This window comes from Bradyrhizobium sp. AZCC 2176 (assembly GCF_036924645.1).
In the GTDB taxonomy this organism is placed as follows: Bacteria; Pseudomonadota; Alphaproteobacteria; order Rhizobiales; family Xanthobacteraceae; genus Bradyrhizobium.
In genome coordinates, this window is the sequence record NZ_JAZHRX010000001.1 from 4363125 (window position 1) to 4379475 (window position 16351).

Sequence of the window (16351 nt, forward strand, 5' to 3'; positions counted from 1 at the left end):
TCGACTGGCTCAGCGGCGTTTCTCCACCATTCGCTTTCCTTGCCGGCGCGGTGAACGCGCCGTGATGTGGGCGGCAAAGCGGGACCGAAGGTTCGTCTCGATGCAGGAGCGGGTCTCGTCGTTCGCCGGCCGACTCGCCCAGTTTGGTTGCTTGAGATCCCGATCGTCGGCCAGTGGTTGACGAGCTAGGCGGCGAAAGGCCTCGCTGACGTTGACTCCATCTGTTTGGGGTCATGGAGCGTCCAGGCGTCCGGTGAGGTGGTTGATTCGGGATAGAAAATTGTTTGGCTGATGCCTAAATCAGCGCTGTAAGTTACCGATTACCGATTGCGCCGCGTGACGCGACGAACGAGTAAAAAGTCGACGCCGTAAGATGTTGTCTTATCGAGTCTTCGCAGCATTGGCTAACATGAGAGATGTACTGGCAGAAGGGGGCTAAGCAGCCGGAAACTGCAACTCGAACGTGACGCCTTCGTTCGACGGCAACAGCCGGATCGATCCGCCGTGGCTGGTCATCACAGCCCGGACGATCGAAAGTCCCATTCCGGTGCCGCCGGTGTCGCGGCGCGTCGTGAAGAACGCATCGAAAATCTTTTCCCGGTTTGCTTCGGATATCGGCTCGCCGTCATTGCTGACGGTCATCTTGACGAAAGCCTCTTCGGCGACGGCTTCGAGCCGGACGCTCTTTGCGTTGTGGCGGATGGCATTGTCGGTCAGGTGCGACAGCACGATCAGGGCCTTTTCGCTGGACATGCCGATCGAGCGGTCGAGGCATCCGGTTGCGTCGATCGTACGTGTCGGAAAGCGGCTCTTCAATCCGCCGATCACCTGCGACAGTTCGGTGTGTTCGTTCTGCGGCGCGGTTTCGGCGCGGGCCAGTTCGCGCAACCGCTGAGTCATGGCCTCCAGGCGCCCGGTGTCGCCCAGAATGTTCGATATGAAATTCTTCTGTTCCATCCGGGTAAGATTGTCGGATTGGCTTTGCAGTGAATCCAGCAGCAATTCAGCGGCGCCCTTGATCGATGTCAGCGGCGACTTCAATTCATGGGTGAGGTGCGCCGAAAAGGTCGCGATGTAGTCCGACCGTCGCGCCAGTTGCTCGGCCATGTCGAGGAAGCTGTGCGACAATTGGGCGAACTCGCGCGTGCCGTAGTGGGCGAGGGGTTGAAATGCGTCGCGATCGCCACGACTGATGCGCGCGGCGCGATCAACCAGCTCGCGCATCGGACGGGTGATGGTTCGGGAGAAGATCAGGCCGATCAGAACGGTCGCCAGAATGACCGTAAGTCCTGCCAGAATGAACTTGCGGCGCTCCTGGTAGAAATGATCGAAGATATTGCTCGGCGTTCTCGACGTATAGATGACACCCGCCACGTGGTTGTTGACGACCACAGGCATCGCCGAAAACACGTGCACGCCGACGCCGCGGCTGATCGAGTAGATCGGCGGCGGCGGCTTGTCGGGTTTGCGAATTCGCAAGGCCGCTCGATACTGTCCCTGCATCGCCGCAGCCACTTCTTCGATATGAGCGAGCGATTGGCCGACCTCGTCGCGGCCGGCGATCACGACGCCGCGAGGATCGAGGATCCGGAATCCGGCCAGTGTGACCTTCTGTGTTTCCAGAACGATCGGCATCAGCCGCGCGCCGATCTCTATATACGCCGTCGCCGCAGGCGTGCTCGCCGGAAGCGCATTGGGCCGTCGCCGCAGCAGGTCGGCGCCGGCAGCGAGGTCGAGCCCCGGGCGGATCGGCGTTAGCTGGTCTTCCCGGTCAGGGCGGGCTTCGGACGAAATTTCTGCGCCGAGCGCGATGCCACCGGCGAGGCGAGCTTCAACTTCGCGCGCATAGACCGCCGCCAGCACGCGGCTCTGAGCGATCAGCTCAGCCTGGGTTTGATGGATGAGCTGGTTGTCGTAGAGGCGGAAGAAAAACAGTCCGACCAGAGGCAGCGTCGCCACGGAGGCGAGCACGGCGAAAATGACCAATCCCAATGACGGCCGCCATTTATCGCGTGCGCGCGGGATCATGCCTGCGGCTCGCATCGCCCGAGCTTGAACCCGACCCCGTGAATGGTTTCGATGACGTTGTCGCAGTTCACGGCGGACAGCTTGGCGCGGATATTGCGGATGTGGCTGTCGATGGTGCGGTCCGACACCTGGATGTTGAGCTGATAGGCGGCGCTCATGATCTGCTCGCGGCTGAAGACGAGCGTCGGCCGTGTCAGAAATGCCCTGAGAATTCCGAATTCGATGGCCGTCAACCGAAGCGGGGTGCCGGCAAACTTCGCGAGATGCTGGTCGGGGTCGACGGACAGCCTGCCTTGCGACAGCGCGGCCGCGGACGCCTTCGTATCCTGCCCGCGCGATGCGATGCGGCGCAGGATGACGTTCACCCTTGCCACCAGTTCGCGCGGGCTGAAGGGCTTGGTGACATAATCGTCACCGCCGATCTCCAGACCCAGCACGCGATCGATCTCGTCGTCGCGGGCGGAGAGAAAAAGGATCGGAACGTCCGAGGACCTTCTGATTTCGCGGCAGACGTCGAGGCCGTCGAATTCCGGCATGCCGATATCCAGAATGATCAGATCCGGCCTGTCGCCGGCAAAGCGGGTCAACGCTTCCTTGCCGTCGCGCGCCTCGAAGACGGTCATTCCGGCCTTCTTCAGTGCAACACGGATGACCTCGCGTATGTGCAGGTCGTCGTCAACGATGAGAATGCGGTGCGTCAAACGTCTCTCCCGGCACAATCCTGCGGTCAAACTAGCCTGTGGTCGAACTCTTCGGTTGGGCGTCCAGGGTGCGCTGGAGCCGCCAACTCCGAAAGCCCCAGGAGCGCCAGGATGCCATCTCTTTCCGTTGCTGTTCTACAAGGCAACCACGGCGGGAAACAAGGGTGGGATCGAACCCGCGAAGGGCACGGGCCCGGTCGATGGCTGGCAATGCCTGCGGTCCGAGGGAAAACAGATAGTTCATGTCGATCCACACGCCCTTGCCAGCGGCTTCGCGGCTGTGGCCGACATTGTAGTCGGCGATGACAGCCGCGAAATTGACCAGCGAGCAGATGTAGAGCGTCGCCATCAGGGTGATGAGGTTGGCGCGGATCAGCCAGTCATTCGAGCGGTTCAGAACGATGCGGGCGACGATCAGCACGAGCCCCAGCGCGACCAGTACCATCCAGATGAAAGCCGCGACGCGCCACCAGGTCAGCAGATAGATTTGAACATAGAGATCGAGACGCAAGATCGATGACAGCACCAGCAGGACATTCTGCGCCACCCATAGATAGACCAGCGGCCGGATCACCCTCGATTGCTCCGCCGGCCCACCGGGCCGCATGGCGGCCAAAACGAAGCCCGCCGCCAATAGCGCCGTGACAATGAGGGGATAGGCGCCCCGGTGCGCATATGAAGCGTAGCTGATATCGGCGGGCAAGGTCGCATTGCCCCAGAGATAGGCGACGTCCAGAACGGTTTGAACGGCGAACAGCAAGTTGAACAGGATCAGCGAACGCAAGATCGTCGCAGCACCGAAGAAGTCGTTTCGGCCCGATGACATTCTCTGCGCCAGTGTAGCCGCTTCGGCCAAGCCTGCCGGCACCTCCCGCTTACCGCTCCACCAGACGTGGATAAAGGGCCATACGACCGACAGCGTCACAGTCCAAAACAGGACGCGCCCGAGACTGACGTAAGGGGCCGTGTTGCCCGGGTTCAGCAGGCTGATCCACTTCTCGAGCAATGGATTGGCCGATATCAGCAGAAATACGAAGATGCCGCCGAGAACGATCGGAATGAACCACACGGCAAACCCGGTCTTCAGTGCCGGCAGGTTGAACGCAGCGATGGCATCGCGGAACAATCTGAACGGGCCGAGCAGGTAGAGATCGCATGACGCCGCGGCTCGCTCGCCGAGACCGTGCCGATCGCGATTGGTCGTCAGCAGCAGGCCAACGCCCAGCGCCAGCGCCATGAAGGTCAGAGACGCGGCGTTGAATTCCTCCACGGCAGGGACAAGGGCTCCCAGCAGGAGAGCGCCTGCCAGCAAGACCTGCATTCGGTTCAGGGTTGCGAGATTGGCCAGCAGCGAGCCGCAGGCCAAGGCGACCGCAAAGATGGCGGCCGATATTCCAATGCCGTGCCCGTAGAACAGCCAGTCGGCCAGCACAGCCAGCGCGAGAACAATTGCGGCTTTGACTGGAAAGATGCCTTCCTGAACGGAATCGGCATTGGGTGCCGGCGCGGTGAAATCGGCCATTATTGCGCTACCTGTTTGAACGGAAAAATTGCAAACCAGCCTCGTGCTGGCAGGCTGGCATAGCCACCAACCGTCGTTAGCTAGTCGTGTGGGAACAGGCATTCGATCAGTCGCCCCTGGTTTGCAGCCCGAACTATCCGACGCGGTTGTGCAATTGCGTGGAGCACCCTCTGCAAGAGTTCAGGATTCTTATGCAGTTTCCGTGCAGACGCGCTTATGCGCTCGCGCATGTGGGACAAGTTTGATACGGGCAATCGTCTCGTCCGTATCCGCAAGCCCCACCTCTTCATGCAAATCCTCAAGCGTATCGGCATCATCCTCGTCTGGCTCGCCGGACCGGTCTTCATTTTCGCAGCCGTCAACAAGAACGATCCCTATCTGATTGCGCTGCGGGGGCCGGGAAACATTGTTCTGGCCGCGGCGAGCATCATCGCCATCGCTATCCTTATCCGCGGCGGCTATTGGAGGCGAGGCATCGCCGGACGGTTGCTCATTCTGCTGTGGTGCCTGCCGTCGCTGGCGATGCTCGGCGCGCATACTTCGTTTGAATGGCGCAAGCGGAACGTCCTGCAGACCGATGCTACGCAGGCGCGCAGCCTTGGGCGGCACTTTATCGTTGGGTACTCGTCATTCCCGGAGGTGGCAGCTCTTGCCGAGAAGGGCCTGATCTCCGGCGTCTACATCACCAGGCACAATGTCGCGGGATCGACGGCGGCGCGTCTGAAAAACGAGATCGCGGCGCTGCAGGAAAAGCGGCGCGCGGCCGGCTTGCCGCCTCTGATCGTAGCCGCCGATCAGGAAGGCGGCATCGTATCGCATCTGGCGCCGCCCTTGACCAGATTGCCGGCGTTATCGACGCTTGCGAGCCTTGCGCCGGATATTCGCGCCGAGAAGGCAGAGGCGTTTGGGCGCGTTCACGGGCAGGAGTTGGCGGCGCTTGGCGTCAACCTGAACCTTGCGCCGGTGCTGGATTTGCGCCCCGAGATGAAGCGCAACCGGCTCGATTTCAACACGCTGATCCGCTATCGCGCGATTTCCGATGATCCGGCTGTCGTTGCCGATATAGCGCGAGCCTATGTCAGCGGGCTGGAAGCGTCAGGCGTCGGCGCGGCGGTCAAGCATTTTCCGGGGCTCGGACGCGTGCGGACCGATACCCATCATTTCAGCGCCGAACTGGATACGTCGCTCGACGAACTCGAAGCATCGGACTGGATTCCCTTCAGAAAGGTGCTGGCTGGCTCGAAAGCGCAACTGATGATCGGGCATGTGACGCTAACTTCTGTCGATCCGGCCCGTGCGGCGTCGCATTCCAAACGGGTTGTCGACGGCATCATTCGCAGGAAATGGAACTATCAGGGCGTCGTCATGACCGACGACCTCGTGATGGGGGCGATCTATCAACGCAATGTCTGCACGGCGGTGGTCGAGGCGCTCAATGCCGGCGTCGATCTGCTGCTGGTCGCCTTCGACGGCGCGCAGTTCTATCGCATCTTTACGTGCGCCGTGGTGGCGTCGGCCGAGGGAAGGCTCGACGCAGCCATGCTGGGCGCGAGCGAGGCGCGGTTGAAAGGTGCATTCCCCGCAGATTGAGGGGCGGGTGCGGGTAACCTCGTTATTGTCTCGGTCCGGAATGCGGGCTTGTGATCTTGTCGCTTGGACCACGATACGTAGTAGGCCACGCCCGTCATGATCAAAATTCCGGCGAGGCTGACCAGGACCTGCATGGCGAGCGAATCCGGGCCCGTGATCAGGACCAGATGTCCGGCAAACGATAGAAACACCCCGGCGCAAAAGACCGCCAGCCACTCCTGGCCGCATGTGATGACCGGCTGCAACACTTGCCACCGGAAGCCAGACCAGTCTCGCGGCACCATGTAGCTAAACAGAAAAGCCAGCGCGAGAAAGTGAACCACCCTATGAGGGGCAAGGTTTTCCTTGTCGTTGGGAACAAAGACGCCGTGCAGGAGATCCGGGAGGATACCGGTCTGGGGAAATTTCATTGCCACCGTCACCGCCAGGGCAAGGAGCAGGTACAGCCACGCTGCGGCGCGCAGGACGGGGAGATTCTGAAGCGTATGCAGGGTGCGCATCTGATCAGCGCCGCTCAGGGCAAGCCAGGCGCCGAGCACAAACAGGAGTTGCCAGCAGAACGGGTTGAGATTCCAGCGTCCATCCGGAAACGAAGACAGATTCCAGTCGAATTGACAGGCTGCGAGGTATAGAACAATCGAACCCGCCATCGTGGCGTTCGGCCGGCGGACGATGCCATACAGAACGAGCGGGAAGACCGCCATCAACACGATGAAAAGCTGCAGCACATCGAGGTTCAGCGGCTTGGCCTGCAGCAGGAGGCCGTGAATCAGCGTCCGGATCGTATGGTCGACGATTCCCGTGACGTTGAACTCGCCGATAAGTGCCGGCGCGGCGGATTGGCGCGCGACATATCCGATCAGATCGATATAGATCACGAATAGGACGATATAGGCGGCGTAAAGCTGCCACAGCCGCCTGAAGATACGCGTTGCCGTCACGACGAAACCGCGCTCCAGTATCATCCTTCCATAGAGGATGGCGGCAGTATAGCCGCCGACGAACACGAACAGGTCGGTGGCGCCGCTGAATCCAAAGTTGCGCATGGTCAGTAGGCTGACCACATTGTGCGGGACGTGATCCAGAAAAAGAAACCAGGCCGCGACACCAAGCAGCAGACAGAGTCGGAGATCGCCTTCGCGCGCAGCGAGTTCAGCCTTCATTGACGGATGCATTGTGGGTTAAGAACTTTGCAAGTCGGAGGAATCGAATCGCGAATCTAGCGCGACTGTCCGCACCGTCGGAATAGACTTTGCGTGAAGAATAATTAATCAAGCTCTCGGGGATTCAAGCCTGCTGAACAATCACAATGTTTTGAGGGAATAGCGCGGCGCGGCCGAACGTGGTTACGCCCGCTCGTGTTTGCGCAAGTCGCGGATGTGATCGAACTGGTTGGCTTGCAGATCGGCGCCCCTCGTGCCGATGTCGGGCAGGGCCGCCTCGCTAAGAATCTCGTCTGTGATGTCCTCGACCGAGCAATCTGCAATTTCGTGAATGAAACTGATATTGCCGTATTCACCCGATGCGACCCGGGAGATGACCTCGCGCCTTGTGATTTCCGGGTCGACGATAGCTTCGCGACCGCGGCGGCCATAGTCGATCATCACGACGAAATACTGCATGCTGGCGATCTGACCTCTTCCCGTGCGTCGGGATCGATGATGGCAGTATTTCTGAAAATCGGAAAACAGTCAAGTAAAAATTCGGAAAAACGGAAGTTGTTGTGCCGTGATGACGATGCGACTGTTGCAGATGCCGAATCAGTTGATTCGGTAATCGCAACGGCGATTGCTATTTGTCTGGCGTGCGTCCGCCCGTCGCCCTTGTCGCCTTGCGTGCCCGGGCCGCCGCCTTGTTACGCAATCGCTCGATCTGGCCCCTGGGCAGGGTGACGCAGATCTCGCCGATCCATTCCAGCTTTACGCCGGCGATCGGCTTGGCGTTGAAGCTCGTGAGGTTGACCGAGGTCGGAGATTTTCCGCGCTCGATTGTCTTCAGATAGCGCTCGCCGGTCTTCAGGCGCACAGCGGCTTCCTCGCCGTAGAAGCTCGACAGCGGATGACGCTGTTCGCGATAGACTACAATAACGTCGCCATTCTCGTACTTCGGCAGCATGGAATCGCCGGCAACCTCGAAGGCGATGGTTTCTTCGGCGATCGGGAAGGGCAGTTCGACTTCGCCGAGGCCTTCCGGCGGCACCTGTTCGTGCTCCGGCTCGATCGAGGCGCCGGCGCCGACGCGGCCCATGATCGGCACCGAGTTCAACTCGAGATATTCGATGATCGGCGCGATTTCGGACGCCTTGATCAGGCGTATCCCGGACAGGATCTCGGAAACCGCGCCAGGGCGAACGCCCATCGCGGTGGCCAATCCACCCTTGGTCTTGCCCGGCTTCTCCAGTCCGCGTTCGATCAACCTGATGTCCAGCATGGTCAGACCTTTCCGAATTTCAGAAACGATAGCAGTTCCGATTATCCGAAATCAAGCTTGACTTTTATTTCGGAATATCAGAAATTGATTGCCGACGTCGGGCGGCGTTGACAACCGCAAGGACAACAAAATGGAACTGTCGAACTGGGCGCCCGAGCACTCGGACGCACTGCGGGAATTTGTTGCCAAAGGCCTGTCCTATTCGGAGGCCGCGCAAGCGATCAATTCACGATTCAATACGTCCTACTCCCGCAGTGCTGCGCTCGGGCGCGCCCGGCGCCTGGGGCTGACGGCGGACGATCGCCGGAAGCCGTCGATGCCCACGGAGCCTGCAGAGTTGCGCGAAATCGGCGAGGCTCGCGTCAGCGCTTTCAGCGCGTCTGCGCTCCCCTGGCCGACGGCGCCGGTGTTCAAGGAGATCAGGCCGGTCAAGCTGCGCTGCGCAGCGATCGAGCCGCGGCATCTCTCCCTGATCGAGCTGGAGCGCGGCGATTGCCGCTATCCCTACGGCGGCGACCAGGAGAGCGAGGCGATCACCTTCTGCGGTCATCCGCGCCGGCCGAGTTCGAGTTACTGCACGCCGCATTTTCATTTGAGCCGCAATCCGGTCGAGATGGCCGATTGTCCGGCGAGCACCGGTGGTGGAGACGGCATGAAGAACGTTGCTGTCGCGTGCGTCGCCGACATGCTGAAACGGCTGCCGCGCCGCCATCGGATCGCCCATCTGCGTGCGCTGATCGGTCTTCAGCCAGACGGCTGCGATTGTCGGGACGAATTATCCGAATTGCTGCGTGACGAGATGTCGGGCGCATCAATCGAATAGATTTGGCCGTCACAACCGAATTCCACCGCTTCAAGGAGTCCATCGGATGCCGAGAACCAAACGCCGAAAGCCGCACAATCCCGCCATGGCACATGACCGAAGATCCCGCGATCTGTTGCGCAATGCCGAAGTCGCAACCGTCGAGGTTGACAATCCCTTGGCATTGGAGCCCGGCGATAAGATCGTTGCCCTGCGTTCGATCCGCAACGATCCGCTCGCTCGCCTGCATTCCCACCGCCAGATCGACGAGGCGCAATATCAGGCCGGGCGCGCGTTCCAGAGTGATTGGGAGAAGGCCGAGCGCGGACCGCGCGCGGTCGATCCGACCCGGGAGTATGTCGATGGCGGGCAGAGCCGCGAACCGATCACCGAGGGCCAACGCAAGGCCGTGCTGCGGTTGAACCGGGCCGAACGCGAACTCGGCGCGGACGGCTCGGCGCTGGTGCATGACGTACTGGTCCAGGGGCTGACCATGGAGCAGGTCGGCCAGCGGAGAGGCCTGTGTACAAAACGCTGGAGCGACTATTTTTCAAGGCGATTCCGCGAATGCCTCGACCGGCTGGCGCTGTTGTATGGGTTCGCGACGGAGCACCCGGTCCCCGTCAAAACCCTCCCGCGCTGAATCGCAGCGGCTGCACTACGTCGTAGGCAGCCTTGCTCAGCGGCACCGCGTAGTCGACGGTCAAGGCGCCGAACGGCGAGGCCCAGGTCAGGCCTGCGCCGATCGACGAGCGCACGACATTCCTGTTGGCGACCTGAAGCGACGCCGTCGATCCGCTGTAGCGAAATACGCTGCCGGCATCGACGAAGGCCGTGGCCCTGAGACCGTATTCGTTGGGTACGCCCGGGATTGCGCTCTGCAGTTCGGCGGTCGTTGCCCAAAACGCGCTGCCGCCGACATTATCCATCGTGGTGCCCGGCGTCAGGTCGCGCGGGCCGAATCCGTTAGGGGCAAATCCACGCACCATGGTCGGCCCGCCGAAGAAATTGTTCATCAGCGGCACCTGCTGGCCGCCCCAACCGGTGACGTAGCCGCCCTGGGCGCGAACCATGCCAACGAGGTCGCTGTTGATCGATCTGTAGTAGCGCACGTCTTCCGTCGTCTTCAGAAATTTCACATCGCCGCCAAGTCCCGCGAGATCCTGGCTGAGCTGCGACCTGATCCCGCTGGTCGGGCTCTTTGTATTGTCCAGCGTGCTGTAGGTCGTCGTGCTGCCGGGGGCAGAGACCCAGGTCGGGCCGGCGGCCGCCGCCTGCCGGACGGCCAGCGAAGGTGTCAGGCCCGAGTTGTTCGGCGAAAGCGTGATGTTCTGATTGTAGATCGAGTAGCGCCACTGCACGCCGAGTTGCTCGTTGATCGGCGTGCCCAGCTGCAGCCTCGCACCGTAGGTGGTTGTGCCGTAGGATTGATAGCTGTTGGCGTCGCTTTGGCGGCCGAACAGTTCGATCCCCGCCGCGACCTTGGTACCGAGAAAATAGGGTTCGGACGCGGCCAGGTTGATCCCGCGCGCATATTGGCCGTAGGTGAAGGCCGCCTGGACGTTCTTGCCCGTGCCATAGAGATTACGGTCGCCAACCTTTACCTCGACGAGTGCGCCATCAGTGGTCGAGTAACCGCCGGCGACGTTGAAATCGCCGGTCGCCTGGTCAACTGCCTCGACATCGAGGATGACATGATCCGGGGCCGAGCCCGGCCTGTTCGATATCTTCACCGTTTTGAAGTAGTTCAAATTCTTCAGGCGCCGTTCGGCCCGGTCGATCAGCGTCTTGTTGTAGGCATCGCCTTCCGCGATGTCGAATTCGCGTCGGATCACGTAATCGCGAGTGCGTGTGTTGCCATGGATCTCGATCCGCTCCACATAGGTTCGGGGTCCCTGTTCGATCACGAAGGCGACGTCGATACGTTGCGCGGCGGCATCGCGCGTGAGGTGAGGGGTCGCCTGGGCAAAGGGATGGCCGAGCTTTGCCATTTCGATCGCCAGCAGCTCGGTAGTCTTGTCCAGGGCGTTACCGTCGAATACCGCGCCCGGATGCGCGGTAGGGAGGGCGCGAAGCTTGTCGCAATCCATGCCCGCGACATTGCAGGCGACGCTGACTTCCCGGAATTGATAGAGCGGGCCTTCGTCAATTGCGAAGCTCAGCGTAAAACCCTTCGCCGCCGGATCGTACTCGGCCTTGGCCGATGACACGTTGACATCGGCATAACCCTTGCTGCGGTAGTAAAGCCGAAGCTGTTCCTGGTCTTGTGCGATGCGGTCAGGATCGTAGACGTCACCGCCGGTCAGAAAACTCAGCATATGCGTGGCGGAGGTTTTGATCACGGCGCTGAGTTGCCGTTTGCCGAAGGCCTTGTTGCCGGTGAAATCGATCTGCCGCACCGGCGTTTTGGTTCCCTCTGTGACTGCGTAGACGAGATCGACGCGGCCATTGCCACGGTCGATGATTTGCGGATCGACGCGGACTTCGGAGCGGCCGACACGCCGGTATGTCTCGATGATGCGGCCGACGTCGGCTTGCACCGTGGTGCGTTGCAGCGACCCGCGCGGCTTTGCTTCGACGGCGGCTGCAAGATCGGTGTCCTTGACCTTCTTGTTGCCTTCGAATGCGACGCGGTCGAGCACAGGCGCTTCGGACAGATGCACCACCAGCCGGTCGCCGACGCGTTCGATGGAAACCTTGTCGAACAGACCCGTTGCAATCAGCGCCTTCAACGCCGCATCACGCGCGGCGTCGTCGAAATGTCCGTCGGGGCCTGCATGAAAGTAGGAGCGCACCGTCTCGGCGTCGACGCGGCGATTGCCCTCGACGGTGACCGATCCTTGCGACGGCGGTGCGGTTTCGGCGACGACAGGTGTCGCGAAAACCAATCCGAGGGCGCCGGCAAGCCGGCAAGCCGATCGCCGGTGTTGCGTGATGCGTCTAATCTCTTTGATCCCCACGTCCGGCGGGGCTCCTGTTGATCGCCTGAGATCGAATTGCGCGGGCGGGGCGAAAAAATGTCTGGGATAAGGTGAGTTGCGGGCGAGGTGCTCGCGACGGGCCACAATTTGGACGTCTTCTCTTAATGCGGATTTTCTCAGAATTGTCGCAATGCACGCTTCATGCTTCACCATCAAGAGAGCTCAAGACGCTCGCGCACCGAACAGCGCATGCGTCTAAGCTTGCAGGAGCATCACATGCGTTATGCAGCTTTCGTTGCCGCCGCGCTCATACTGATCCAGCCGGCGCAGGCAGAGAAGACGCCGGAAGTCGATACGCGCGCCTCGCTCGGCGTCGTCCAGCAATGGATTTATAACTACCGGGCCAAGCCGGACTATGCGCATGTCCCGGCGGCCGTACGCGTGCTGTTTCATGCGCAGACATTCAAGGAGCCGGAGAACGCCGGAATCTATCTCGGCTTTGTCGCGGGTGCGATTGGCTCGAACCCGGCCAAGGCCGAGCAGCTCATTGCCAGTTTCTTTCCGGTCCGACCGGAAGACGAATGGGTGATCGTCCGTGCCATCGCCTATTCGGGCCTGCCCGACTGGAGAAACGTTCTGCGCCGGGTGGCACCACGAATGCCGGGGCGGCGGGTCATGATCGACGCCTACCTCGCGGGCAAGCTGCCGACCTTGACCGACATCCCGCTGGAGGAAGTAAAGCCCGGCATGATGGACAAGCTGCGCGGGGCATTCACCAAGAATCCCTTCGCCAAGGACGAGCGCAAGCTGAACACGACGCTGACGTTTGCGAGCAACCAGGATTTGCTCGATACCCTGTGGGGCTACTATTTTGCCACCGGCTCGCATGTGCCGATCCAGCGCATCATCCAGATGCTGCCGTGGAGCAAGAGCCGCGACACGGTCGACAAGCTGACGGTCGGAAGCATGGCGCGCTACACATTGGCAAGCTATGCGATCCGCGATGCCAGCTTGCGCCAATATCTCCGCAGCGAACTTGCCAGACAGCCGGTGGCGGTCAAGGCACCGCTCGCCGAGGTGGTTGAGGCGGCAGACACGGTGCAGATTGCAGCGCTCCGCAAGGATGCGCTCGCCGCCGTGGATGAACTCAAGACCAGGGGCTCCGATAGCCGCCGCGATCTCAGCTTCTGGGGCCAGGTCGGGGTGGGCGCGGTGGCGCTCGGTTGTGTCTCTGCGGCTGCGTTAGGGCAGGTCGCGGTCGGCATTCCCTGCGTGATCGGCGGTTCGGCCTCGCAGGGATTGCTGTCGTTCTGGGAAAAGCAGCAGTAATAGACAAACCACCGCCGCGGCTCATTCCAGCCCGGCGCGGCGAAAGCCTTCGAGATAATGTTCGCGATCAGCGTCCAGCTTCCACGGTAACTGCGTCGCGATCCAGGCGAGCGAAATATCAGGCTGCGTCCGCCGCAACTCGTGGAGCGCGGTCCGGGCGAGTTCGATCTGGCCGGTCATGCCGGCCGCGACCGTCAGCACCCGGTAGGCGCCGGTGAGGTCGCCGCGCTGGCGAGTCGCTTCCTGCGCCAGTGCAATCGCTTCCTGATAGTTTCTTCCGACGAACTGGGCGTAGGCCGCAACGCCGTAATAGATCGCGGAAGAGGGATCGCGCGGGCTCTGGCGGATGGCGCGCTGCGTCGCCGCATAGGCGTCCGTCCACCGCCCGGTATAGGACAGCGCCAAGGCATAGTATCCCTGCGCCAGCGAGAAGTTCGGGTTGAGCTGGAGCGCCAGTTCGAACTCGGCCAGGGAACGGTCGAGCCGGCGTGTGGAGAAATACACGCTGCCAAGCGCCGTGTGGGCCCAGGCATCCTCGCTGTCGGCGGTAATCGCCGCCAATGCCGCCTGCTCGGCGACGGGTGCTGCAGTTGCAAGATCGGTCCAGCCCAGATGCACGCCGAACATATGGTTGGTCGCGAACAGGGCCAGCGCCTGGCCGTAATCCGGATCGATCGCAATCGCGCGCTCCAGCAGCGCCTGCGCGGCGAGGCTGTCAGGCTTTGTCACCCGCCAATGATGCGACAACGCGCGCATCACCAGATCCCACGCGTCCACGCTGTTGGGCGGCTTGCGCCGGCTGCGAAAGTTCTCCGCCGCGTAGATCTGCGGCTCGATCGCGGTGACGATGGCGTCGGTGATCTCGTCCTGCACGGCAAAGACGTCGGTCAGGTCGCGGTCGTAACGCTCCGCCCAGATATGACTGCCCGTTGCGGTGTCGTTGAGCTGGGCCGTGATGCGCACGCGATGGCCACTCCTTCTCACACTGCCTTCGACCACGTAGCGTACGCCGAGCTCGGCGGCAATCTGCTTCATCTGGACCGGCTTTCCCTTGTAGGTGAACGACGAGTTGCGCGCGATCACGAAGAACCAGCGCAATTTCGACAGCGCGGTGATGATGTCTTCGCTGATTCCGTCGGAGAAATACTCCTGCTCACGGTCGCCGCTCATATTGTCGAACGGCAATACGGCTATCGCCGGCCGGTCGGGCAGCGTTAGTCCCGGACGCGGTTGTTCTGTTTCCACCTGCAAAGCAGCCTGTGCATCGCATGGCCCGTTCACGGCGCCGACGAAGCGAATCCCCTTGCGTGGAATAGTGCGAATGAGCCGCTGTTCCTTGCCGTTGTCGCCGATCGCGTTTCGAGCGGCGTTGATCCGGCTGTCCAGCGTCGAGTCCGAGACGATCCGTCCTCCCCACACCAGCGCAATGAGATCATCCCGGCTGACGACGCGGTCGCGGTATTTCAACAGGTGAACCAGCAAGTCGAACACTTGCGGCTGCATCGCAATCATCTCGCCGCCACGGCGCAGCTCTCGAAGATCGGTGTCGAGGATGTAATTGTCGAAGTTGAATTTCACGTGCCCCATCGCATTTTTTCTCAAGAAACAATCAAGTCCGTCTCATGATGAGATCAAGCGTCAGGCAAAGTCCTGGTGCCATTCTCCGTGCATCCTGCCAAAATCGGGAGTTGCAACCTATTTCCCGTAGCGGAGTCATATCATGACGGAAACCCAAGCCATCGGCCGGGCGATGCCCGGCAATCCAATACTAAGATTCACTGCATTTCTGTTCGGCGGTGTGGCCTATCTCACATTTCTGTTGACGATTCTGTACGCTATCGGCTTCGTATCGGGGCTCATCGTGCTGAAGGCGATCGATACCGGCGCGAAATCGGGGATGTTCGAAGCAATTGCCGTCAATCTCGCGCTGATGTCGTTGTTTGCCATTCAACATAGCGTCATGGCGCGTATATTATTCAAACACTGGTGGAGGCAGTTTATTCCAAGGTCTGTCGAGCGCAGCACCTATGTGCTGTGCGCAAGCCTGACGCTTCTGTTGCTGTTCTGGCAATGGCGGCCGATGCCGGCCGTCTCTGGAACGTCCAGGAGCCGGAAATGGCCATGATGATCGCCACACTGTCGTTCATTGGTTGGGTGATCGTGTTCACGAGCACCTTCCTGATCAATCATTTCGAACTGTTCGGATTACATCAGGTCGCCAACAATCTCGTCGGCCGCGAGATGCCGGCGCCCGTCTTCCGGACGCCGCTCTTCTACCGTTTTGTCCGGCACCCGATCTATCTCGGCTTCATCATCGCCTTCTGGGCGGCTCCGACGATGAGCGCCGGGCATTGTTGTTCGCGGCGGTGACCACGGCCTACATCTTCGTCGGTATAGCGCTCGAAGAGCGCGATCTCGTCGGCATGTTCGGCGACGAATATCGCCGTTATCGGAAGCGCGTTTCCATGCTATTCCCCCGGCGCGGGCCGGCCTGATCACTTCTCAATTAAGGAGGCAGAAATGATGAAGCATACCGGAAGCTGTTTTTGCGGTGCGGTCGAGGTCCAGGTCACGGGTGCGCCGGAAGGAATGGGTTATTGCCATTGCCGTTCCTGCCGTTCGTGGTCCGGCGGGCCGGTGAACGCGTTCAGCCTTTGGAAGCCGGAAGCGGTGCGGATAACGGCCGGGGCGCAACATGTCGCGACGTTCGAGAAGACCCCGATGAGCCAGCGAAAGTACTGCGCGGAGTGCGGTGGTCATCTGATGACTAATCATCCGACGCTCGGACTGGTCGATGTCTTTGCCGCAACCCTTCCGACGCTCCCCTTCACGCCCGGCGTGCACGTCAATTACGCCGAGACGGTGCTGCCGATGCGGGATGGGCTGCCCAAGCTGAAGGATTTCCCCGCCGAGCTTGGCGGCTCCGGTGAGATGATCGCCGAGTAGGAAAGAGGGCTTCTACAGCCGCAACGCGCAGCGAACATCGTTGGTGGTGTCAGTTCAGCGATAAGGCGCCGCTCGCCTGCCG

The 16351-nt window shown here is 61.0% G+C and carries 13 protein-coding genes and 1 pseudogene; 6 read left to right on the forward strand and 8 right to left on the reverse strand.

Annotated elements, in window-relative coordinates; translation table 11 throughout:
- Window positions 1–435: 435 nt before the first annotated feature.
- From V1288_RS20565 to V1288_RS20575, 3 genes are read right to left on the reverse strand one after another with little or no spacing between them, the layout of a single operon-like run.
- Window positions 436–2025: an ATP-binding protein gene (locus V1288_RS20565; RefSeq protein ID WP_334361357.1), complete on the reverse strand. Its 1590-nt coding sequence runs from the start codon at window positions 2023–2025 to the stop codon at window positions 436–438.
- The gene (locus V1288_RS20570; RefSeq protein WP_334358777.1) at window positions 2025–2729 is read right to left on the reverse strand and encodes a response regulator transcription factor; all 705 of its coding nucleotides are present in this window, start codon (window positions 2727–2729) and stop codon (window positions 2025–2027) included. Before V1288_RS20570 ends, V1288_RS20565 begins: the two co-directional genes overlap by 1 nt.
- 31 nt (window positions 2730–2760) lie before the next feature.
- Window positions 2761–4251 (reverse strand): DUF4153 domain-containing protein, encoded by a 1491-nt coding sequence (locus tag V1288_RS20575; RefSeq protein ID WP_334358778.1) that lies wholly within the window; start codon window positions 4249–4251, stop codon window positions 2761–2763.
- 288 nt (window positions 4252–4539) lie between these two features.
- Between V1288_RS20575 and V1288_RS20580 the strand changes: the two genes are divergently transcribed.
- Window positions 4540–5841: a glycoside hydrolase family 3 N-terminal domain-containing protein gene (locus tag V1288_RS20580; protein ID WP_334361358.1), complete on the forward strand. Its 1302-nt coding sequence runs from the start codon at window positions 4540–4542 to the stop codon at window positions 5839–5841.
- Here V1288_RS20580 and V1288_RS20585 read toward each other — a convergent pair.
- The 3 genes from V1288_RS20585 to V1288_RS20595 all read right to left on the reverse strand — a co-directional run bounded on the left by V1288_RS20585 (window position 5733) and on the right by V1288_RS20595 (window position 8271).
- Window positions 5733–7016: an OpgC domain-containing protein gene (locus tag V1288_RS20585; protein WP_334358779.1), complete on the reverse strand. Its 1284-nt coding sequence runs from the start codon at window positions 7014–7016 to the stop codon at window positions 5733–5735. The two genes, V1288_RS20580 and V1288_RS20585, sit on opposite strands and share 109 nt — an antisense overlap.
- Window positions 7017–7187: 171 nt before the next feature.
- The gene (locus tag V1288_RS20590; protein ID WP_334358780.1) at window positions 7188–7463 is read right to left on the reverse strand and encodes a hypothetical protein; all 276 of its coding nucleotides are present in this window, start codon (window positions 7461–7463) and stop codon (window positions 7188–7190) included.
- 169 nt (window positions 7464–7632) lie between these two features.
- Window positions 7633–8271 (reverse strand): S24 family peptidase, encoded by a 639-nt coding sequence (locus tag V1288_RS20595; protein ID WP_334358781.1) that lies wholly within the window; start codon window positions 8269–8271, stop codon window positions 7633–7635.
- Window positions 8272–8401: 130 nt separating this feature from the next.
- Between V1288_RS20595 and V1288_RS20600 the strand changes: the two genes are divergently transcribed.
- On the forward strand, window positions 8402–9094 hold the full coding sequence (locus tag V1288_RS20600) for a GcrA family cell cycle regulator (protein WP_334358782.1): 693 nt from the start codon (window positions 8402–8404) through the stop codon (window positions 9092–9094).
- 46 nt (window positions 9095–9140) lie between these two features.
- Window positions 9141–9716: a DUF6456 domain-containing protein gene (locus V1288_RS20605; RefSeq protein ID WP_334358783.1), complete on the forward strand. Its 576-nt coding sequence runs from the start codon at window positions 9141–9143 to the stop codon at window positions 9714–9716.
- On the opposite strand, the gene bamA is transcribed toward V1288_RS20605, so the two are convergent.
- Entirely contained in the window at window positions 9697–11961 is a 2265-nt protein-coding gene (gene bamA, locus V1288_RS20610; RefSeq protein WP_334358784.1) for an outer membrane protein assembly factor BamA, read from the reverse strand. The genes V1288_RS20605 and bamA overlap by 20 nt on opposite strands.
- Before the next feature lie 309 nt (window positions 11962–12270).
- Here bamA and V1288_RS20615 point away from each other — a divergent pair, with 309 nt between their 5' ends.
- Window positions 12271–13323, forward strand: coding sequence for a hypothetical protein (locus V1288_RS20615; RefSeq protein ID WP_334358785.1), 1053 nt, complete (start codon window positions 12271–12273; stop codon window positions 13321–13323).
- Between the two features lie 21 nt (window positions 13324–13344).
- Here V1288_RS20615 and V1288_RS20620 read toward each other — a convergent pair whose 3' ends face one another.
- Window positions 13345–14901 (reverse strand): winged helix-turn-helix domain-containing tetratricopeptide repeat protein, encoded by a 1557-nt coding sequence (locus V1288_RS20620; RefSeq protein WP_334358786.1) that lies wholly within the window; start codon window positions 14899–14901, stop codon window positions 13345–13347.
- A gap of 142 nt (window positions 14902–15043) precedes the next feature.
- On the opposite strand from V1288_RS20620, the pseudogene mddA reads away from it, so the two are divergent.
- A pseudogene (mddA, locus tag V1288_RS20625) lies at window positions 15044–15818 on the forward strand (methanethiol S-methyltransferase).
- Between the two features lie 28 nt (window positions 15819–15846).
- The gene (locus V1288_RS20630) at window positions 15847–16269 is read left to right on the forward strand and encodes a GFA family protein (RefSeq protein ID WP_334361359.1); all 423 of its coding nucleotides are present in this window, start codon (window positions 15847–15849) and stop codon (window positions 16267–16269) included.
- Window positions 16270–16351: the final 82 nt, after the last annotated feature.